Source organism: Streptomyces sp. NPDC021225 (assembly GCF_044332865.1).
In the GTDB taxonomy this organism is placed as follows: Bacteria; Actinomycetota; Actinomycetes; order Streptomycetales; family Streptomycetaceae; genus Streptomyces.
In genome coordinates this window covers 354,211-374,688 of sequence record NZ_JBIRPV010000006.1, presented here as the reverse complement: position 1 = coordinate 374,688, position 20,478 = coordinate 354,211, and the positions used below count along the sequence as shown (strand labels likewise).

Genomic DNA, 20,478 nt, shown 5'->3' with positions numbered 1-20,478 from the left:
CAGCAAGCAGACCATCACCAGAAAGACGACACCACCCGTGAGTGCCCTGTTCACCCCCCTCAAGCTCCGCTCCCTCGAGATACCCAACCGCGTCTGGATGTCCCCGATGTGCATGTACTCCGCCGCCCCCGAGGGGCCGGAGACCGGCGCGCCGACCGACTTCCACCTCACCCACCTGGCGAGCCGCGCCGCCGGCGGCGCGGGTCTGGTGATGGCCGAGGCCACCGGGGTCCGCCCCGACGGTCGGATCAGCCCCTGGGACCTGGGCCTGTGGAACGACCGCCAGCAGGAGGCGTTCGCCCGTATCACCGAGGCCGTCAAGGCGCACGGCTCGGTCCCGGCGATCCAGCTGGCGCACGCCGGCCGCAAGGCGTCCGTCGACAAGCCCTGGCTGTCCGACCGGTATGTGCCCGAGTCCGCGGGCGGCTACCGCGCCGTGGCCCCCAGCCCGGTCGCGTACGACGGGCTGCCCGTCCCCCACGAGCTGACGGTCGACGAGATCCGTCGGCTGGTACGGGACTTCGCGGACTCGGCGCGGCGCGCGCTGGCCGCGGGCTTCCAGGTCGCCGAGGTGCACGGCGCGCACGGCTATCTGATCAACTCCTTCCTCTCCCCCGCCGCCAACCACCGCACCGATGCCTACGGCGGCGGCTTCGAGAACCGGATCCGCTTCGCCCTCGAGGTCGTCGACGCCGTACGCGCGGTGTGGCCCGACGACCTGCCGGTCTTCTTCCGCACCTCCGCGACCGACTGGCTGACCGAGAGCCCCGAGGACGACCGCGAGGGCTGGACCGGCGAGGACACCGTCCGCCTCGCCAAGGAGCTCCAGGCCCACGGCGTGGATCTGCTCGACGTGTCCACCGGCGGCATGGTCCGCGACGCGAAGATCCCCACCGGCCCGGACTACCAGGTGCCGTTCGCCGCCCGGGCGCGCGCGGGCGCGGACATCCCCACCGCGGCCGTCGGCCTGATCACCGAGCCGCGGCAGGCGCAGGAGATCGTCGCCGGTGGCCGCGCCGACGCCGTGTTTCTCGGCCGTGAGCTGCTGCGCGACCCGTACTGGCCGCAGCGCGCGGCCCTCGAACTGGGCGCCGAGCCGAGCTGGCCCGACCAGTACGCGTATGTCGTCCGGCGCCGCGAGCGCGACTGACCGTCACCACCGGGCGGGAGACCTGCCGGTCGCCGACGTCACCGTCAACGACCGGAGGATCAGGCGCCGGCCGGGGACGGCGTCAGCCGCAGCACCGTGCCCTCCCCGTCGGCCGCGAGCAGGAGCGAACCGTCCGGGGCGGCGGCGAGGCCGGCGAAGCGGCGCGGGGAGCCGGGCAGGCCGCCCGCGAACAGGGCGGGGTCGGCGCGGGGAGCGACGCCCGGGGGCGGGCCCACCGGCAGTTCCTCCGCGTCGATCCGGCTCTCCCCCGTGGTGAGCGAGATCGCCCGGAGTCTGCGGTGCGCGGTCTCCACCGTGAAGAGTTCGTCGCCCAGGACCGCCAGCCCCTGCGGCGCCCCGAGCCCGTCCGCGACGGTCACCGGTGTCCCGTCGTCGATCCGGAGCACCGCGCCGAGCCGGTCGTCGGTCGCATAGCAGCGGCCCTCCGCGTCGAAGGCCACATCCACGGGGTGGTCGAGCCCTTCGGCGAGCACGGTGAGGGTGTCGTCGCCGTCGATGGCCACGATCCGGCCGGCGCCCGCCTCGGCGACGACGAGCGAGCCGTCCGGGCTCACCGCGATGCCCAGGGGCTGGTCCAGGCCGGCCGCCCGCTCCCGGGTGATGCCGCGCGCGGGGTGGTGGGTCCGGACGTTTCCGTACTGCGAGGTGAGGTGCAGCAGCTCGCCGTCGGCGGTGATCCCGTGGGCGAAGGGCATCAGGGCGTGGGTCGTCACGCCGCCCGTCTCGTCGCCGTCCAGGCCGGAGTTCGGCTCGCCCTCGTGGGTGGCCGCGGGGCCCGCCAGCCGGTAGTGGTCGGCCGCGTAGACCCGTCCGCCCAGGTCGATCGTCACCCCATAGGGGCCGTCGAGCCCGCGGGGTACGACCTCCCGGATCCGCCCGTCGGGGTGCATCTCCGCGATGCCGCCGCTGGCGTAGCTGGAGATGAACATCCGGTTCTCGGTGTCGAACGCCGCGTTGTCCAGCCCCGCCACACCGCTGGTGACCAGCGTGCGGGAGCCGGTGCCGTGCAGATCGACGCGGGTCACGATGCCCTCCACGCCCCGCGACAGGACGTGGAGGACACCGCCTCGGTCGAAGCGGACCGCGACCGGCTCGTGTACGCCCTCGGCGACCGGCTCGGGCACCCCGCCGTCCGGGGGGATCCGCCAGACCTGGTCGCTCATCATGTGCGGGTAGTACAGGTGGCCGTCGGGGCCGAGCTGCATCGCGTTGCCGAGGGCCAGTCCCGCCGTGAGCACCACCGGGTCGCCGCCGTCCGGGAACAGTTCCATCAGGCGGCCGTCGGGTTTCATCTCGTTGATGAAGAGCCGGTCGCCGATGCAGGTGATGCCGTTGGGGTTCGTCACCTCGTCGGACACGAGGGTGTACTCGCCCTCGGGGGTGCGGCGCCACACCCGGCCGGGGACCAGGTCGGTGATGTACATCGAGCCGTCCGCGCCGAACGCGAGGTCGTCCGGCGACTGGACCGGGCCGTCGATCGGCACGACCACCTCGATGTCCCCGGTGGCCGGGTCGACGGCGCTGATCTGTCCGGCGAGGAACTGGGCGACGTACAGCCGCCCGTCGGGGCCGAACGCCACGCCGTTCGAACCCCACAGCCGGCTGGGCGGGTTGAGCCGCTCGGCCTTCCAGCGGGCGCTGCTGGTCCGGAGGCCGCCCGTGTCGTCGAAGCGGCTGGGGATCGGTGTCGCGCTCACTCGGACACCACCAGGACGCCGTCCGCGCCGCCGTCCGCGCGCCAGCGCCGGAGCAGTTCGTGGAACGCGACCGGTCCGTCGCCGTACGACTGGCTCCGCGCCCGGGGTGTGCCCTCGTTGTTGTAGTAGCCGGGGGTGCACTCGGCGTGGAACTTGTACAGGTCCGCCGCCTTCTCCCGGATCGTGGCCACCCAGGCGTCCTGGGCCTCGGGGCTCGGCTCGACGTACCGGGCCTGGCGCTTGCGCGCCTGCGAGATGATCTCGGCGACATGGCCGGCCTGCTCGTCGAGGATATGGACGTAGTTGACGGCACTCGCGTTCTGGAGCGGGCCGAGCTGGTAGAAGTTGGGGAAGCCGTGGCTGTAGAAGCCGTGGAGGGTCTTCGGGCCGTCCTTCCAGGCCTCCAGCAGGGGGACGCCTCCCCTGCCGTACACGGGCAGCTTTCCGGACATGACGCCCGAGACGCCCACCTCGAAACCGGTCGCGAAGATGACGCAGTCCACCTCGTACTCGGTGTCGCCGACCACGACGGCGTTCTCGGTGATCCGCTGGACGCCGTGGGTGTCGGCGGTGTCGACCAGGGTGACATTGGGCCGGTTGAACGTCTGGAGGTAGGTGTCGCTGAACGTGGGCCGCTTGCACATGTAGCGGTACCAGGGCTTGAGGGTCTCCGCCGTCGCCGGGTCCTCGATGACGGTGTCCACCCGGGCGCGCAGCTCGTTCATCTTCTGGAAGTCGGCGATCTCGTAGGCGCGTTCGCGCTCTTCGGCCGGGATGTGCGCATAGCTGTTGACCGGGATCATCTTCTCCTGGAGCCGCGCGCTGCTGGTCCAGGCGTCGTTCACCAGGTCCTCGTCGGCACGGACACCCGTGACGACCTTGAGGAAGTTCTCCATGCGGCGCCGCTGCCAGCCGGGCTGGAGCGAATCGGCCCACGCGGGGTCGGTGGGCCGGTTGCCGCGTACGTCGACCGAGGACGGCGTGCGCTGGAACACATACAGCTGCCGTGCGTGTTCGGCGAGGTGCGGCACGACCTGGATGGCGGTCGCGCCGGTGCCGATGAGCGCCACGCGCTTGTCCGCGAGCCCGTCCAGGCCGCCGTTCGCGTCGCCTCCGGTGTACGCGTAGTCCCAGCGGCTGGTGTGGAACGTGTGCCCCCGGAAGGTCTCGATACCGGGGATGCCGGGCAGCTTGACCTGGCTGAGTGTCCCGCCGGCGACCACCACATGGCGCGCCCGCATACGGTCTCCGCGGTCGGTGGTGACGGCCCACTCCCATGCGGAGTCGTCCCACCGCAGTTCGGTCACCTGTGTCTGGAAGCAGGCGTCGTCGTAGAGGTCGAAGCGGCGCGCGATCGCCCGCGCGTGCTGCCGGATCTCCTCCCCCGGCGCGTACTTCCACTCCGGGATGTAGCCGACCTCTTCGAGCAGCGGCAGGTAGATATACGACTCGATGTCGCAGTGGATGCCGGGGTAGCGGTTCCAGTACCAGGTGCCGCCGAAGTCCGCGCCCTTCTCGATCACCCGGATCGAGTCCACGCCCTGCTGCCGCAGCCGGGCCCCGGCGAGCAGACCGCCGAACCCGCCGCCGACGATGAGCACCTCGACCCGGTCGCGCAGGGGCTCCCGGGTGTGCCCGGGGTCGGCGTAGGGGTCCTCGTCGAAGTGGCCGAACTCGCCGGTGGGGCGCTGGTACTGGGCGCTGCCGTCGGGGCGGATCCGGCGTTCGCGCTCGGCGCGGTAGCGGGCTCGCAGTTCGTCGGGGTCGAAGCCGAGCTCCTCGGGGTCGATGGGGACAGGGCCGGATGACGCGTGGGGGGTGGACATGGCGTCAGTCAACCGAGCAGCACCACGTAAGTCAATCAACTGCATTAAATTTACGCCATGCGCGCCCCGCCCGTCATGACCCCCGAGGCCCAGGGGTGGGCACATCCTCGGGCAGCAGCCCCTCCGCGCGCAGCTCCCGCCAGAGGTCGGCGGGCACGGAAGCCCTGAACTGCACAGCAGCATCGGCGACTTCACCGGGCGAGCGCGCGCCGACCAGCACACTCGCCACCGGCTCCGGCGCCGCCGAGAAGGCCAGGGCCGCGGCGCGCAGCGTGGCGCCGTGCCGCTCGGCCACCGCCCGCATGCGGCGGGCGCGGTCCAGCAGGTCCGGGGGCACGGCCGCGTAGTCGTACGTGGCCCCCGGGCGGGGATCGGCCAGCACCCCGGAGTTGTAGACCCCGCCGATGACCACGGAGGTGCCGCGCTCCCGTGCCGCCGGCAGCAGGGCGAGGGCGGCGCGCTGGTCGAGGAGGGTGTAGCGGCCCGCGCACAGCACCGCGTCGACGTCGGTGTCGCGGACGAAACGGGTCAGCATCCCGGCCTGGTTCATCCCCGCGCCGATCGCGCCGACCACGCCCTCCCCGCGCAGCCGCTCCAGCTCCGGATAGCCCTCGCCGAAGGCCTGTTCGGCGTGGTCGTCGGGGTCGTGGAGATAGACGATGTCGACCCGGTCGAGACCGAGACGCGCCAGGCTGTCCTCGATCGAGCGGCGGACACCGGCCGCGCTGAAGTCCCAGACGCGGCGGTGGCCGGGGCGGCCGTCCCGCCCCGGCTCCGCGGGTTCGAGGAGGCGGCCGGCCTTGGTGGAGATCACATAGCTGTCGCGGGCGCGGGTGCGCAGGGCGCGGCCCAGGCGGCGCTCGGCCAGACCCGCGCCGTAGTGGGGCGCGGTGTCGAAGTAGCGGATGCCCGTATCCCACGCGGCGTCCACGGTGGCGTACGCCTGCTCGTCGGTGACCGGGGTGAACAGGTGGCCGATGGCCGCGGACCCGAAGGACAGCGCGGTGACGGGGACGCCGCTGCGGCCGAGTACGCGGATGGGCAGGGCCGCCGCCTCCCCGCCGGGCACACGGTGCGTCATGTCGCCGTCCGGCCGGCCTCGTCGGCGCCGGCCTCGTCGGCGCCCGGCTCCCCGATGTCGATCCGCAGGACCTGGACGTACGGCGTCGGGGGCCGGTCGGGGAGGGTCACCTCCAGGGCGTCGGCGCGCACCGTCCACCGCGCGGGCGCGGACGCCCCGAGCAGGGTGACCCGCCGGGGCGGAGCGTGCAGCAGCCCCGCGGCCCGTCCCAGGCTGCGGATGCGCACGGTCCGGTCGTGGCCGTCCGGCCACGCCATCAGGAAGGCGTAGAGCGCGTCCCCGGCGCGGGTGAAGCGGATGTCGCGCGAGGTGTAGGCGAGGGCCGACTCCCTCGCGCGCTCGCCGGTAACCCGGGTCGGCCCCTCGCCGTACCGCGCCCAGGGGCGGGTGCCGAAGACGGCTTCGCCGCAGCGTTCGACCCACCCGCCGAGGGAGTCGAGGACGGCCCCGGTGGCGTCGTCCAGCGTGCCGTCGGGCAGCTGGGGCACGTTGAGCAGGAGGCAGCCGTTCTTGCTGACGGTGTCGACGAGCAGATGGACGATGTCGTCCGGCGTCTTGTAGCGATAGCCGTCGCAGTAGAACCAGTCGCCGATGCTGGTGTCGTACTGCCAGGGCTCGGGGTCCGTGTCGCCCAGCTGCTGGCGTTCGATGTCCAGGAGCACGGCCCCGCGGTCGCGTCCCGGCACCGTCTTGATGCTCACCACGCCCTCGGGCACCCGGTTGTAGTAGTCGGCGAGGAACTCCAGACCACGCCCGCTGGGCGGGGCGGCAGGGCAGACGCTGCCGTCGTCGAAGGGCAGCCGTGAGTCGTCCAGGTAGACCAGTTCGGGCCGGTGGCGGGTGGTGACATCGCGCAGCCGGGCGTAGAAGTCGTCGATGAACTCCGGGTCCGGCGGCTCGCCCGGGCGCCGCGGCCGGCCGTAGAGGGCCCGCGGGTCGAGCCCTTCCCACCACAGGCCCCGGCCGTCCCCGGCGGTGAGATGCCCGTCGTACGGAACGCCCGCCGCGGGCCCCTCGGTGTCCGCGGCGAAGGCGGCGTCCAGCCAGCGCCAGGTCCAGGAACCGGCGTGCATGCTGACCCCGAAGCGGAGCCCGGCGCCGCGCGCCGCGGCTTCCCAGCGGGCCACGATGTCGCTGCGCGGCCCGACGTTGACGGCGTTCCAGGGCTGGTGGGCGGAGTCCCACAGGTCGAAGTTGTCGCAGTGCGCCGCCATGGAGACGAAGTAGCGCGCGCCGGTGCGCCGGAATCGGTCCATCAGCGCTTCCGGGTCGAACTTCTCGGCGCGCCACAGACCGCACAGGTCCTTGTGGCCGAACCGGGAGGGGTGCCCGTACCGCTTCCGGTGCGCGGCGGTCTGCCGGCCCGCCCGTTCCCGTTCGAACTCCTCGGTGCCGTCGTACGGCCCGTACAGATGCCGGGCGTACCAGTCGCCGGAGCGGGCGGCGGACTGCGGGCCCCAGTGCGACCAGATGCCGAGCTTGGCGTCCCGGAACCAGTCCGGGACGCGGTGGCCGCGCAGCGACCCCCAGTCGGGGCGGTAGTTTTGCCCGTCGCTCATGGGTCCGGCGCTCATGAGTCTCCCTTTCCGCTTCCACTGGGTGCTGCTCGGAACACGAAGGTGAAGGCGCACTCCGCGGGGGGCAGCCGGTGCTCCGGGAGGGGGCCGGGTCCGCAGGAGGCGCTGCCCAGGCCGTACTGGGCGTGGTCGAGGTGAAGGTGCGTACGGCCGTCCGGCGCGAGGTCCGTGGGGTGGTCGGCCGCTTCGAGTGCCTCGGTGCTCCAGGGACGGACCGTGAGCCCGAAGTGCGGCGTGTCCCCCGCGCCCTCGACGCGCAGTCCGGCGCCGGACGCGGAATCGGTGATCTCGGCCCAGCGGACGGCGGCGCGGCGGCCGTTCTCCTGGGGGACGACGTACGGGGTCTGGAGTTCGGAAACCGTGGCGGTGAACAGGCCGACGCGCGCCGCGTCCGCGCTGTCCGGGTAGGCCTCGCCGGGCCCCTTGCCGTACCACCGAACCCGGTCGAGGCCGGCGGGCAGCGCGAGGCGCACGCCGAGGCGTGGCAGCGTCAGCCCGTCCCAGGGGCCTTCGGGGGTCAGGTGGACGGTGAGCCGCAGGCCGGGGCCGTCCGCCGACCCGTCCGCCGGCCAATCCGCCGTCCAGACGTACCGGACGCGCAGGGCGTGCGGGAGGCCGGCCGGGGCGGCGCGGGTCTCCACCAGGAGCCGGTCGGGGCGCTCCTCGACGCGTACGGTGCGCGCGACCAGGCGGTCGAGGCCGGCGGCCCGCCAGGCGCGCAGGACGGAGTTGTCCCCCATCCCGCGGTCGTTGTCGGTGGGCGCGCGCCAGATGTCCAGCCACGGCCCGTCCAGGCGGACGCCGCCGATGGCTCGGAGCGTTCCGGTCCGCCGGTCGACGTCGAGGCCGAGCTCCGCGAGGGTGACTCCGGTCGGGCTGGGGGGTGTCTGTTCCCCTACCCGCCCCTTCCCCAAACTGGGGCTCCGCCCCAGACCCCGGGGTCCAGGGGCGGAGCCCATGGTTTCGGGAAGGGGCGGGTAGGGGAGCCCGCCGCAGGCGTCACGATCCGCCGGACGTCCCCGAGGCGTGGTGGCGTGCGGGACCGGGGCCTGGGTCCAGGCTACTTCGTGTCCGGACGGTGCCCAGGGCTCGCCGGCCGCGAGCACGGCCCGTACGGTCAGCCACAGTTCGCCGCGCGGTGTCCCGGGCACGGGCAGCTCCGGCAGCGGAATCCCGGTGGTCCGCCGGGCGCCCAGCGGGGGGACGTCGAGCTCGCCGCCCGCGACGGCCCTCCCCTCGTCCTCCAAGGTCCAGATGAACCGCAGATGCGAGGTGTCGCGCAGGTCGTAACGGCTGCGGACGGCGATCCGGCCGCCGCCGGGATCCGCCGTGATCACGACGGGTTCGATGGCCGTCTTGTACGCGAGGAGCCCCGGTGAGGGCGTGCGGTCGGGGAAGACCAGGCCGTCGACGCAGAAGGTGCCGCCGTGCGGGGTGTCGCCGAAGTCCCCGCCGTAGGCGAAGTACGTCCGTCCGTCGGCGGTGCGGCGCCGCAGGCCGTGGTCGATCCACTCCCATACGAAGCCGCCCGCGCAGCGCGGATGCGCCTCCAGTGCGCGCTGGTAGGCGGTGAGGGAGCCGGGGCCGTTGCCCATGGCGTGCGCGTACTCGCACAGCAGGAAGGGCAGGGCGCGGCGGCGGTGTTCCAGGGCCGGCTCGGCGGCGGTCTCGGGCGGCGGCTCCTCCTCGTGGCGTCCGATGCGGGCGACCTCGTCCACCGGGGGGTACATGAGGCTGTAGAAGTCCGAGTGGCGGTAGGTACGGTCGCGCTCGTAGTGGAGGGGGCGCGCGGGGTCGCGGGCGCGGGTCCAGTCGGCGAGGGCGGCGAAGTTGCGGCCGTGGTGGCTCTCGTTGCCGAGCGACCAGATGACGACGCTGGGGTGGTTCTTGTCGCGCTCGACCATGCGCCGCATGCGGTCCAGCAGCATCGGCCGCCAGCGCGGGTCGTCGGCCGGGTTGCCGTGCCAGTCGGCGTAGATGAAGCCGTGGGTCTCGATGTCGCACTCCTCGACGACCCACAGCCCGAGCTCGTCGCACAGGTCGAGGAAGGCGGGGTGCGGGGGGTAGTGCGCGGTGCGCACCGCGTTGATGTTGTGCCGCTTCATCAGCAGCAGGTCCTCGCGCATGGTGGCGAGGGACAGGGCGCGGCCGTGGTCGGGGTCGTGCTCGTGGCGGTTGACGCCGCGCAGCAGCACGGGCGCGCCGTTGACGGTGAAGCGTCCGTCGCGGATGGCGACCGTACGGAATCCGATGCGCAGCCGGACGCGCTCGGTGCCGGTGGCGAGCCACCCTTCGTACAGCCGGGGCGTCTCGGCGCTCCACGGCTCGGCGCCGGGCACGGTGAGCGGGAGCCCCGCCGGGTGTCCGGCGATGCCGAGTTCGGGGACGGTGAGCAGCGCGGGGGCCTCGGTGTCGACGCGCAGCAGGCCGCGCCCGGTCTCGTGGTCGTAGTCGGCGTGGACGAAGAAGTCGTCGATGCCGCCCTCCGGCCGCTCCAGCAGGGTCACATCGCGGAAGATCCCGGGCAGCCACCACATGTCCTGGTCCTCCAGGTAGCTGCCGGAGGACCAGCGGTGGACGCGCACGGCCACCACGTTGCGGCCGGGCCGGAGCGCTTCCCCCGCGTCGAACTCGGCGGGCAGCCGGCTGCCCTTGGAGGTGCCGAGGGCGCGGCCGTTGAGCCACACGCGGAAGCAGGAGTCGACACCGTCGAAGCGCAGCACACTGCCGGGCGTCCGCCACCCCTCGGGCAGCTCGAAGACGTACCGGTGGTCGCCGGTCGGGTTGTCGTCGGGCACGTGCGGCGGGTCGATGGGAAACGGGTAGGCGGTGTTGGTGTAGCGGGGAAGGCCGTGGCCGTGCAGCACCCAGTGCGAGGGCACGGGCAGCCGTGACCAGTCGTCGCCCGGGGCCGGTTCGGGGCCGAGGAAGTCCAGGGGCGCCGCGTCCGCGGTGGGCGACATGCGCAGGAGCCAGCGGCCGTTCAGGCTGAGCCGGGCGGCGTCGGAGGTGAAGTGGGCCCGGGGGGCGCGGCGGCCGGTGCCGGGCGAGAAGTCTTCGTGGTAGGCGAGCATGCGTGCTCCCGAGGGCCTGGGGCGCTGAACTCCCTGCTGCCGATCGCTCCGGTCCTCCGCAGCGCCGTCATCGACATCGAACCCCGCGCTGGTATGCCACCTCGGACCATGCTTTCGCATCGACGGTAAGGCGGATCCGCAGAGGGCGTCAACAGCGCGGCGACGCCGGGATATTGGCCTCTTCCAGCGGATTCCGCACCCTTGACGGCCCTGTGCCGCGTGCCTAGCGTTGCCGTCGTTCCCCCTCCCCCGTGTTCGCTCCGACCTCAGGACGGCGAGACGGAACATGACTGGCATTCCAGCGACCCTGCTTCTGGAAGAGCGCGCCGAGCTTTCCATGAACGCCGTGGTCAACCTGGCCGATCCCGATCTCGGCGGCATCCCCTTCTTCAGCGCCGACCTGCGAGGCGACCCCGCGGTGCTGCTGCACGGCGACTGGGACTACGGCTCCAGTCACGGGCGGCTGACCGACGCCTGCGTCCTGGCCCGCCGGATGACCGGCGCGTCCTGGTGGTCCGATACGGAGAGCCGCTACCGGGCCACCCTGCTGGACCTGCTCGCCGAGGACGGGCTGACGTACCGGCGCCGCCACCCGCGCGGCCGCTGGGAGCCGCACGCGAGCCTCATCGATCAGCGGGCCACGCTGCTCGCGCTCACCAGCTGGTACCGGGACAGCGGCGACGAGACCGTGCGGCGGGCCGCCGACCGGCAGGTCGCGGCGCTGCACCAGATCGCCGTCAAGGAGCGCGACGTCTGGTACTACCCGGCCTCCGAGTACACCCCGGAAGGCTGGCCCTCGCTCCACGCCGTCCAACTGCGTCTGGCCCCGGACCCCGCCTCCTTCTGCGGGCGGCTGATCATGCCACTGCTGGTCTGGCACCGGGCGACGGGCAATGAGCAGGCACTGGAGCTGTGCGGCTGGTTCACCCGGCTGATCACCGAGCACAGCGGGGTCTTCCTGCCCGACGGCTCGTTCAACGCGGCGCTCGCGTATCGCAGCGGACACTTCCACACGCGCCTGGGCACCCTGGACGGCATCGCCCAGTACGCGGTGTTCACCGGAGACCACGCCCTGACCGCGTTCGTCCGCCGGTCCTTCGACTGGGCGCTGTCCCAGTGCACCGCCTACGGGTGGACCCCCGGCGACCTCGCCGGACAGCGCTTCGAGCACGAGACGTGTTCCCTGGTGGACCTCATCGGCATCGGCACCACCCTCGCCCAGGCCGGGCACACCCGGTACTGGACGGTCGTGGAGCGCTTTCTGCGCAACCACCTCACCGCCTCGCAGCTCACCGACGTCGACTGGGTGCGCTCGGCCCCCGACCGCTCCCGCGACATCCCCGGCTGGCTCACCCGCCACCGCGTCGGCGAGCGGGTCCGCGGCGCGTTCGCCGGGTACGGCGCGCCCAACGACTATGTCTCGGACGCGGTCCTCGGCCGGGGGCACACCGCCGATGTCCAGGCGTGCTGTGTGGGGTCGGGGGTGCGCGGCCTGTTCACCGGCTGGCGCACCGCCGTCACGGGCGACGAGCGCCTGGTGCGCGTCAATCTGCTGCTCAACCGCGGCAGCCGCCTGGTGGATGTGCTCAGCCATCTGCCCCACGAGGGCCGGATCGACCTGAACGTCCACCACGACTGCCGCGAACTGCGCCTGCGTGTCCCGGAGTGGGCCGGCTACGCCCGGCTCGCCGTCACACGGCGGCCCGCGTCCGGGCCCGCCACCCACGCCCGCGGGCCGGAGCCGGGCCTGTGGGCGCCCGACGGGTCTCTGAGCCTCGACCGCCCCCGGGCGGGCGAGCGCATCACCGTGACCTTCCCGCTCGCCGAGTCGACGACCGAGGAGACCGCGGCCGGGCGCACCTACCGCACCCACTGGCGCGGCGACGACGTGGTGGGCATCCAGCCGGAGGGCAGGTGCCGGCCCATGTACGGCACCCGGCGGCCGGCGCCGAAGGCCCCCGAGCGCGAACACACCCTGCACATCCCCGCAAAGGAGTGGACGTGGTGAACGGTCCGGGCCGCAGGGCCCTGTTGCTGACGGCGGGCTCCACCGCCGCGCTCGCCCTGGCCGCGCGTACGGCACAGGCCGCCGGCCGGGAGGACGCCGGGGCCGCCGCCTCCGGTGTCCCGGCCGCCCCGGCGGATCCGCGCGCGGCCGCGGACCGGCAGGCGGCCCGTATCCTCTCCGGCGTCCGTACCCCCCGGTTCCCCCGCCGCCGGGTGCTGGTCACCGACCACGGGGCCGTCGGCGACGGCTCGACGGACTGCACGGCCGCGTTCCGCCGCGCCATCGAGCACTGCGCCGCGGCCGGCGGCGGCCATGTGGTCGTACCGCCCGGCGACTACCTCACGGGCGCGATACGGCTGCGCGACCGCATCGACCTGCATCTGCGAGAAGGCGCCACCCTGCGCTTCAGCCAGGACCCGGCCGCCTATCTCCCCGTGGTGTACACCCGGTACGAGGGCACCGAATGCCTCAACTACGCGCCGCCGCTGTACGCACACGGCTGCCGCACGATCGCGGTGACCGGCCGTGGCGTCATCGACGGGCAGGCCGACGCCGACCACTGGTGGAACTGGACGAAGGGCGCGGGCGGCGGACCCTCCCCCGAGGGGGTGGACAAGAGGAAGCTGCTGGAGTGGGCCGAGGCGGGGGTGCCGGTCGCGGAGCGGGTCTTCGGCGCCGGATACCATCTGCGGCCCAATCTCATCCAGTTCTACGACTGCCGCGATGTCCTGATCGAGGGCGTCACGGTGAAGAACTCGCCGATGTGGAACATCCACCCGGTGCTGTGCCGCAATGTCACCGTGCGCGGTGTGACCGTGGACAGCCCCGTCGGCCCCAACAACGACGGCTGCAACCCGGAGTCCTGCGCCCATGTCCTCATCCAGGACTGCGTGTTCGACACCGGCGACGACTGTGTGGCGTTCAAGGCCGGCAAGAACGCGGACGGGCGGCGCGTGAACGTCCCCTGCGAGCACGCCCTGGTGGAGCGGTGCGAGATGCGGGCCGGACATGGGGGCGTCACCATCGGCAGCGAGACGACCGGCGGTGTCCGCGACATCCTCGCCCGGGACTGCCGCATGGACAGCCCCCAGCTCGACCGGGCGATCCGCATCAAGTCCAACCCGGTACGCGGCGGCTATGTACGCGACATCACCTGCCACGACATCACGGTCGGCCAGGTCGGGGACGCCGTCATCGAGATCGCGCTCGACTACGAGCGCGTCGAGACCGGTGACTACTACCCGGACGTACGGGACATCGCCGTGCACCGGCTCACCGCGCGGACCGGCCGCAGGCCCTGGAACCTGATCGGCAACGACGCGAACCCCGTCCGCGACGTCCTGTTCAGCGACTGCGTGTTCACGGAGATGGCGGGCCCCGGCGAGGTGCGGAACGTGACGGGGCTGGTGCTGCGCCGCGTCGTGGTGGACGGCCAGGAGGCCGCGTCCGATGGGTGACTGGAGCCGGGCGGACGCCATCGTGGCCCGGGTCGCCCGGCCACGCTTCCCCGACCACGAGTTCCCCGTGACCGCGTTCGGCGCGCGCGGCGACGGCCGCACGGACTGCACGGCGGCGCTGCGCCGGGCCGTCGCGGCCTGCGCCGCGGCGGGCGGCGGCCATGTGACGGTGCCCTCCGGGACGTACGCCACCGGGCCCGTCCATCTGCTCAGCCATGTCGATCTGCATCTGGAGGACGGCGCCCGGCTGCTCTTCGACCGGGACCCGGCCGCCTACCTCCCGCCGGTCCTCACCCGTTTCCAGGGCGTGGAGATGTACGGCTACTCGCCCTTCGTCTACGCCCGGGGGCAGCGCGACATCGCGGTCACTGGCCGGGGCGTGCTCGACGGACATGCCGACGACGAGCACTGGTGGCCCTGGTCCGGGCAGGCGGAGTTCGGCTGGCGGCCCGGGATCCGGCAGCAGGAGGACGACTGGCCCAGGCTGTGGCGGCAGGCCGAGGCGGGCGTCCCGGTCGAGCGGCGGATCCACGCGGACGGCTGCCGCTTCCGGCCCAACTTCCTGGAGTTCCAGGGCTGCCACGGGGTACTGGTGGAAGGCGTGACGATCGTGCGCTCCCCCATGTGGGAGATCCATCCCGTGCTGTGCACGGGTGTGCTCATCCGGGATGTGACGATCGACAGCCCCGGCCCCAACAACGACGGGATCGACCCGGAGTCCTGCCGGGACGTGGTGATCCGCCGCTGCGACATCGCCGCGGGCGACGACTGCATCGCGATCAAGTCGGGGCGGGAGGCCGACGGCCGGCGGGTGAACGTGCCGAGCGAGAACATCGTGATCGAGGACTGTGTGCTCCGGCACCGCTACGGCGCCATCACCCTGGGCAGCGACATGACCGGCGGCATCCGCGATGTGTACGTACGCCGCTGCCGCATCGGCGGCCCCGGGCTCTACTTCGGGCTCTACATCAAGACCAACTCCGTACGCGGCGGCTACGCCGAGAACATCCAGCTCGCCGACCTCACCGTCACCCATCTCCGCAAGGAGTTCCTCAGCTGTGACTTCCACCGCGGGGAGGGCGACACGGGGTCGTATCCGCCGAGGGTGCGGGACATCGGCATCCGGGACGTCACGGTGGACCACGCCCGGCGCGCCGTGCTCGCGCGCGGCTACGCCCACGCGCCGATCGACGGGCTGCACCTGTCAGACTGCCACTTCGGCTCGCTGGCGGAGTCCGACCGGATCGAACACGTCGACGGCTTGGTGCGAGAGAGGGTGACCGGTGCGCGGGAATGAACCCGGACAGCCAGGACGGTACGACTACTGTCCCTGGGAGTTCTGGAGCGCGGCGACCGAGGAGGAGCGCGCGGAGCAGCTGGACCACCAGCGGCGCCTGACGGAGCGGCTGGCCTCGGGCGACGGCGAGGTCGACCTCGCCGAACGGGTCTTCGTCTCGCCGTGGGCGGGTGTGTTCACCGACCGGCTGCGGATGGGCGAGCGCTCGTACATCGGCGCGCACGCGGTGGTCACCGGCGAGGTGTCCCTGGGCCGCGACTGCACCCTCAACCCCTTCTCGACGGCGCGCGGCCGGCTGCGGCTCGGCGACGGGGTGCGGGTGGGCGCGCACACCTCGCTGCTGGGCTTCAACCACTCCTTCGCGCCCGACCGTCCGGTGCACCGCCAGCCGCTCACCTCGGCCGGGATCGTGATCGGCGACGATGTGTGGATCGGCTCGCATGTGGTGGTCGTCGACGGGGTCACCATCGGCGATCACTGTGTCATCGGGGCGGGCGCGGTGGTCACCAAGGACCTCCCGCCCTGGTCGGTCGCCGCGGGAAACCCGGCGCGGCGGCTGCGCGACCGGCGGGACACGCCGGCCGCCCCCGTTCCGCGTTCGCCGGGCGCCCTGGATGTGCGGCTGGAGCGGTTCGCCGACCGCGCCCGCGAGCAGGCGCCGGACGTCCTCGCCCGCTGCCGGGACGGCGACGGCTGGACCGACCGTCCGGGCGCGGCCCGTACGGTGCGTGCGGTGTGCGACGCCGTGGAGGTCTCGGATCTGCTGCTGGGCGCTCCTCCACCGGGGTCGGACGGCGCGGAACTCGCCGAGCGGCTGCGCTCCCTTCAGGACCCGGACACCGGCCTCGTCCCGGAGTACGGCGCCGGTCCGCCATCGCTGGCCGACGACACGGCGATGTACCACATCCTGTCCGTCGGCTACGCGCTGGATCTGCTGGGCTCCGGCTTCGCCCACCCCGTGCGCGTCGTGCAGGACCTCGCGCCCGCCGAGCTGGTGGACCACCTGGACGGGCTGCCGTGGCGGACCGAGGCCTGGCGCTCGGGCCACTGGGTGGACGGGGTCGGCACCGCGATCCTGCGCGACCTCGACGGCTTCGAGCTGCGCGCTCCCGCGGCCGAGGCGCTGTTCGGCTGGCTGCTCACCCGCGCCGACCCCGGACACGGGCTGTGGGGCGCGCCGGGCGGGACCGACCGGTGGCGGCAGCCGGTCAACGGCTTCTACCGGGTCACCCGCGGTACGTTCGCGCAGTTCGGGCTGGGCTTGCCGTACCCGGAGCGGACCGTGGACACGGTGCTCGCGCACAGCCGGGACCCCGCGTTCTTCGGTCCCGACCGCGGCGACGCCTGCGACGTGCTGGATGTGATCCATCCGCTGTGGCTGTGCGCGCGGCAGACCGGGCACCGGATCGCCGAGGGCCGCGATTGGGCGCGCGGGCAGTTGGATCGGCTGCTCGGGCGGTGGCAGGACGGCGCCGGGTTCTCGTTCGCGCTGGAGCCCGGCGGCCGTGCGCCGCATGTGCCCGGCCTTCAGGGGACGGAGATGTGGCTGGCCATCGCCTGGCTGCTCGCCGACCACCTCGGCGTCGCCGGGGCGCTCGGCTACCGGCCCCGGGGGGTGCACCGGCCGGAGCCGGCGCGCCACGGGCTGGGCTGACCCGCCGCGCGCATCCGCAGCGCCTGCGACAGCACCTGCGCGGTCACCCAGGAGGGGTTCCAGGTGTTGCTGGTGCCGCGCGCCTGCCAGTTGGTGGGGAAGAACCCCTCGGCCTGCTCGCCGAGCCCTTCGAAGCCCCACTCGCCCGCCTTCGTGCAGATGCCCTGTCCGAAGGCGTACAGGATCAGCTCACCGAGTCGGCGATACATCTCGCGGCCGGTCAGCTCGCCGAGCCTGGCGAGCTCGTACGCCGGGAAGAACACGTCCACGTGGTGGTTCTGCACGCTGACCCCGGGCCACCCGGCCGTCCGGAAGCCGGATTCGAACGGCGGGTCCCACTGATAGACCCAGGTGAGCAGCCAGTCGGCGGCCTCCTCGGCCCAGGCGCGCCGGCGCTCGCCACCGGCGAGCAGCAGCAGCTCGTACACGCACAGGAAGTACGCGATGCCGCCCTCCTTGTCCTCGCAGACGGCGTCGAGGGTGGCGCGGGCGAAGGGCTTGGCCCAGTCGTCGGCGTGCCGGTGGCGGTAGTGCGCGACGAGCTGTTCGCCGCGCCGCAGCATGTGGGCCTCGCCCGTGATCCGGTGGGCCTTGAGCAGGGCCAGCACGCACGCCAGCCCGGCCGCCCCCGGCTCCTGGGGCAGCGGGCTGCCGTCCAGCCGCCAGCCGAGCGGCGGCACGGTGGCGCTCGCGGTGGTGGCGCACGCGGTGTCCGCGCCCTCGGCCAGCGCCCGGATCCAGCGCCGTGGCACGGCGTGGCCGTGGGCCCCCAGCAGTTCGATGACGTCGGCGAGGTCGCACAGGGCGTCGCCGTATGCCCGGGAAGAGATGAAGGTCTCGCCGTCCCGCTCGAAGGCCGACCAGGCGCGGTCCTCGGTGGAGTAGAAGCTCATGCGCAGGCCCGGTGGGGCTCCGGCGGCGCTGCCGTCGAGGTAGAAGTCGACGGCCCGGCGGCAGCGGTCGACGCGCCAGGGCTGGTCGCGCTCCAGGCCGACGCGGGCGTCGCACCAGGCGAGTTTCAGGCTCTGGCCGGTCCAGCCGTACAGGAAGCCGGGGGTGTGGCCGGGTCCGGTGAACTTGAGGAATCCGGCGGCCCCTCCGGCCTCGTGCCAGCGGCGGTCCATGGCCGCCGTCTTGTAGTGGACGATCCGGTCCAGGGTGAGGGGGCGGGCGCCTTCGGGGGCGTACAGTCCGAGCCCCTGGTGCACCAGGGGCCGGAAGCCGTGGCCCGGGTGGGCCGCGACCCCCCAGTCCAGGGCGTAGTGCGCGCGGTGGACCGCGCCCGGCGGAAGGTCGAGGTAGCCGCCGTCGTAGGGGGCGGTCTTCCCCTTATGGACGTAGGCCGTGTCCGGCACGCCGTTGAACATCAGCGCGCCGCTCATCGCGAGCAGCGTGACGTGTCCGCGCTGGACCGCCCCGAGGGAGCCCTCGCCGGGCTCCGCCGCGTAGAGGGTGGCATACCAGGTGGGCACGCGGCCGCGGGAGCGCCACTCCGCGTGCGCGCACGGGACGGGCAGCCGGTGTTCCTCGACCACCAGGGCGCGGTGCGGGCCGACGCCGAGCCGGGGCACGGTGCGGTCCGGGTCGGCCGACGGGTTGCCCCGGTAGAGCACCTGCGGCAGGGTGACGGCCGAGGCCTTTCGGCACGGCAGCGGCAGCGCCACGCCGAGCACCACGTCCTCGTACCCGCGCTCGCCGGTGTTGCGCCAGGTCACGTCCAGGCGCAGCAGCCCCCGTACGAACGCGAAGGCGACCTCGGCCGCGAGCCCGCCCACCGCGCAGCGCACCGCGAGCCCCTGCGGCGTGCGGCGGACCTCGGGCTCGCGAGCGCCGGGCAGGGCGATGCGCCAGGGGCGGCCGGTGGACACGGCCAGCATGCGGCTCAGGGGGGCGTCGAAGCACAGGTCTCCGCCGTCCCGCTCGGCCCGGCCCGCCGCCCCGTGCCGGAAGGCGACCCGTGCCTCGCCGCGCTCCACGGTGACCTCCAGGCTGTTGTCACCGCTCGCTATCCGGAACACCGGCGACTCCCCCTCACCGACAACTGTCATTGCGCGCACGGGTGTTGACCCCGCCCACGCCCGGCGTGACCATTATGGCATTCAGATGGCATACCAGTGGAGTACCGCATCCGAAGAGGAGTGTGAGTATGCGTCAGGAACCCAGGGACGAGGAGGGCGGCTCCCGGTCGCGCCTCAGCCGTAGAAAGTTCGTCGCGGCCGGAGCGGCGGTCGGCACCGCGGCCCTGACCGGCACCGCCGCGGCCACGTCGGCTCAGGCGCGGATGCGCCCCGCGGCCCGCTCCGCGTCGTCGGGCGCGTCCGCCTGCGTCCAGATCCCGAACCGCTACAACAAGCCGTTCGACGTGTGCGACGACGAACTGCTCGTCTTCATGGCCAACTACAAGCCCTTCGAGAACCCGGGCTTCTTCGACGCGGTCATCGGCGACAAGCTCAGGGCCGCGTTCCCCGGTCTGAAGATCAAGGCGGTCACCTGGGACTTTCCCATCCGCTACGAAGACCTGGACAAGGCCGGCGTGGTGCCCGACATCATCCTGGAGGACCCGCGCAGACGCATCGACCGCGACCTGGAGCCCAGGGGCTGGGTCCGGGACCTCACCGACGACCTCACGTCCGAGGGCATCGACCTCGGCTCGCTGAACCCGGCGGCGGTCGAGCTGGTCAAGTCCCGCTCGGACGGCGGGGTGTACGGCGTGCCGCTGTTCGTCGACGAGTACGTCCTGTTCCACAACAAGAAGATCTTCGACCTGCGCGGGGTCAGGGCCCCGGCGAACGGCATGACGTACGACCAGGCGTACCGCCTCGCCAAGAAGCTGACGTTCGAGCAGGACCTGGTGGCGTACAAGGGCTATCTCCAGCATCCTGATCTGTATCTGGAGTTCAACCAGCTCGGGCTCTACCCCTTCCTGCCCACCGGCAGCGAGAATCCGGCGCCCGAGGACATCAGGGTGAACATCACCTCGGCGGGCTGGAACCGGCTCGGCGACAACCTGGAGCGCTTCCTGCTGCTGCCGCACAACATCTTCACCACCGTCGACGACTTCCTGCTGACCGGGCATGTGGCCATGGCCGTGGACAGCCTCTGGAAGCTCAGCGCCTACGCCCTGAGCCCGCTCTACCTCCCCGAGGACGACGCCGAGGAGTGGCGCGAGCTGGCGAAGAACATCGACCTCGGTGTCACCTCCCTCCCCGTGCTGGGCGGGGACGCGCGGTCGGTGTACCAGCCGAACACCATCGCCGCGTTCGTGCCGCCCCAGGCGGGCAAGCGCAAGCAGGCCCTCGAGGTCGTGAAGTGGCTGGTGTCGCAGGAGGCCCAGACCGAGCTCGCCCGGAACGGCATGAAGCCGGCGCTCACGTCCGACGCCGCCCGGGCCGCGTTCGGCGAGGCGATCCCGGGGCTGGCCGGGGTGGACACCTCGGGCGTCTTCTGGGGGGACAACGCCGTCGTCACGGGCTACGAGGAGACCGAGTACTGGGACCTCCCGCTGTACATGGTGTTCCGCCAGCATGTGCTCAAGGACGGCCTCGCGGTGCGCTCCGCGCTGAAGGTGACCGAGGCCAAGGACATCCCGGCCTACATCAAGGCGCAGGCGGCGTCCGGCAAGGACTGGTGACACCG

Annotated in this window: 12 protein-coding genes; 6 read left to right on the top strand and 6 right to left on the bottom strand. The window is 72.9% G+C overall.

The annotated features are described in order from the left end of the window. Positions 1 to 37 precede the first annotated feature (37 nt). Positions 38 to 1,150, top strand: a complete 1,113-nt coding sequence (locus tag ACH4S9_RS27545; RefSeq protein WP_358845979.1) for an NADH:flavin oxidoreductase/NADH oxidase — start codon at positions 38 to 40, stop codon at positions 1,148 to 1,150. 59 nt (positions 1,151 to 1,209) lie between these two features. On the opposite strand, the gene ACH4S9_RS27540 is transcribed toward ACH4S9_RS27545, so the two are convergent. The 5 genes from ACH4S9_RS27540 to ACH4S9_RS27520 all read right to left on the bottom strand — a co-directional run bounded on the left by ACH4S9_RS27540 (position 1,210) and on the right by ACH4S9_RS27520 (position 10,426). Continuing rightward, the gene (locus tag ACH4S9_RS27540) at positions 1,210 to 2,868 is read right to left on the bottom strand and encodes a hypothetical protein (protein WP_311722136.1); all 1,659 of its coding nucleotides are present in this window, start codon (positions 2,866 to 2,868) and stop codon (positions 1,210 to 1,212) included. Continuing rightward, a complete protein-coding gene (locus ACH4S9_RS27535; RefSeq protein ID WP_361182217.1) occupies positions 2,865 to 4,694 on the bottom strand; it encodes an NAD(P)/FAD-dependent oxidoreductase in 1,830 nt (609 codons plus the stop codon). Before ACH4S9_RS27535 ends, ACH4S9_RS27540 begins: the two co-directional genes overlap by 4 nt. A gap of 73 nt (positions 4,695 to 4,767) precedes the next feature. Next, complete coding sequence (locus ACH4S9_RS27530) at positions 4,768 to 5,775, bottom strand: aldo/keto reductase (protein WP_398374242.1); 1,008 nt, start codon at positions 5,773 to 5,775, stop codon at positions 4,768 to 4,770. Next, positions 5,772 to 7,334, bottom strand: coding sequence for an alpha-L-fucosidase (locus ACH4S9_RS27525; protein WP_398374241.1), 1,563 nt, complete (start codon positions 7,332 to 7,334; stop codon positions 5,772 to 5,774). Before ACH4S9_RS27525 ends, ACH4S9_RS27530 begins: the two co-directional genes overlap by 4 nt. A gap of 11 nt (positions 7,335 to 7,345) precedes the next feature. After that, positions 7,346 to 10,426, bottom strand: coding sequence for a glycoside hydrolase family 2 TIM barrel-domain containing protein (locus tag ACH4S9_RS27520; RefSeq protein ID WP_398374240.1), 3,081 nt, complete (start codon positions 10,424 to 10,426; stop codon positions 7,346 to 7,348). A 286-nt stretch (positions 10,427 to 10,712) separates the two neighbouring features. Here ACH4S9_RS27520 and ACH4S9_RS27515 point away from each other — a divergent pair, with 286 nt between their 5' ends. Genes ACH4S9_RS27515 through ACH4S9_RS27500 form a run of 4 tightly spaced genes read left to right on the top strand, consistent with a single transcriptional unit; the run spans position 10,713 to position 16,842 of the window. After that, positions 10,713 to 12,434, top strand: a complete 1,722-nt coding sequence (locus ACH4S9_RS27515) for a hypothetical protein (RefSeq protein ID WP_398374239.1) — start codon at positions 10,713 to 10,715, stop codon at positions 12,432 to 12,434. Beyond that, entirely contained in the window at positions 12,428 to 13,891 is a 1,464-nt protein-coding gene (locus ACH4S9_RS27510; RefSeq protein ID WP_398374237.1) for a glycoside hydrolase family 28 protein, read from the top strand. Before ACH4S9_RS27515 ends, ACH4S9_RS27510 begins: the two co-directional genes overlap by 7 nt. After that, positions 13,884 to 15,188 carry a glycoside hydrolase family 28 protein gene (locus ACH4S9_RS27505; RefSeq protein WP_398374235.1) on the top strand — a complete coding sequence of 435 codons (1,305 nt, stop codon included), beginning with the start codon at positions 13,884 to 13,886 and terminating at the stop codon, positions 15,186 to 15,188. The genes ACH4S9_RS27510 and ACH4S9_RS27505 overlap by 8 nt, the downstream gene beginning before the upstream one ends. After that, positions 15,175 to 16,842 (top strand): acyltransferase, encoded by a 1,668-nt coding sequence (locus ACH4S9_RS27500; RefSeq protein WP_398374233.1) that lies wholly within the window; start codon positions 15,175 to 15,177, stop codon positions 16,840 to 16,842. The genes ACH4S9_RS27505 and ACH4S9_RS27500 overlap by 14 nt, the downstream gene beginning before the upstream one ends. Here ACH4S9_RS27500 and ACH4S9_RS27495 read toward each other — a convergent pair. Next, positions 16,788 to 18,890: a hypothetical protein gene (locus tag ACH4S9_RS27495; RefSeq protein ID WP_398374231.1), complete on the bottom strand. Its 2,103-nt coding sequence runs from the start codon at positions 18,888 to 18,890 to the stop codon at positions 16,788 to 16,790. The genes ACH4S9_RS27500 and ACH4S9_RS27495 overlap by 55 nt on opposite strands. Before the next feature lie 98 nt (positions 18,891 to 18,988). Here ACH4S9_RS27495 and ACH4S9_RS27490 point away from each other — a divergent pair, with 98 nt between their 5' ends. After that, on the top strand, positions 18,989 to 20,473 hold the full coding sequence (locus ACH4S9_RS27490) for an ABC transporter substrate-binding protein (RefSeq protein WP_398374229.1): 1,485 nt from the start codon (positions 18,989 to 18,991) through the stop codon (positions 20,471 to 20,473). Positions 20,474 to 20,478 lie beyond the last annotated feature (5 nt).

Bases quoted from the DNA above. Each gene is read 5' to 3' on its own strand.
- ACH4S9_RS27535 (WP_361182217.1), bottom strand. From the start codon at position 4,694: ATGTCCACCCCCCACGCGTCATCCGGCCCTGTCCCCATCGACCCCGAG.
- ACH4S9_RS27530 (WP_398374242.1), bottom strand. From the start codon at position 5,775: ATGACGCACCGTGTGCCCGGCGGGGAGGCGGCGGCCCTGCCCATCCGC.
- ACH4S9_RS27525 (WP_398374241.1), bottom strand. From the start codon at position 7,334: ATGAGCGACGGGCAAAACTACCGCCCCGACTGGGGGTCGCTGCGCGGC.
- ACH4S9_RS27520 (WP_398374240.1), bottom strand. From the start codon at position 10,426: ATGCTCGCCTACCACGAAGACTTCTCGCCCGGCACCGGCCGCCGCGCC.
- ACH4S9_RS27515 (WP_398374239.1), top strand. From the start codon at position 10,713: ATGACTGGCATTCCAGCGACCCTGCTTCTGGAAGAGCGCGCCGAGCTT.
- ACH4S9_RS27505 (WP_398374235.1), top strand. From the start codon at position 13,884: ATGGGTGACTGGAGCCGGGCGGACGCCATCGTGGCCCGGGTCGCCCGG.
- ACH4S9_RS27495 (WP_398374231.1), bottom strand. From the start codon at position 18,890: ATGACAGTTGTCGGTGAGGGGGAGTCGCCGGTGTTCCGGATAGCGAGC.
- ACH4S9_RS27490 (WP_398374229.1), top strand. From the start codon at position 18,989: ATGCGTCAGGAACCCAGGGACGAGGAGGGCGGCTCCCGGTCGCGCCTC.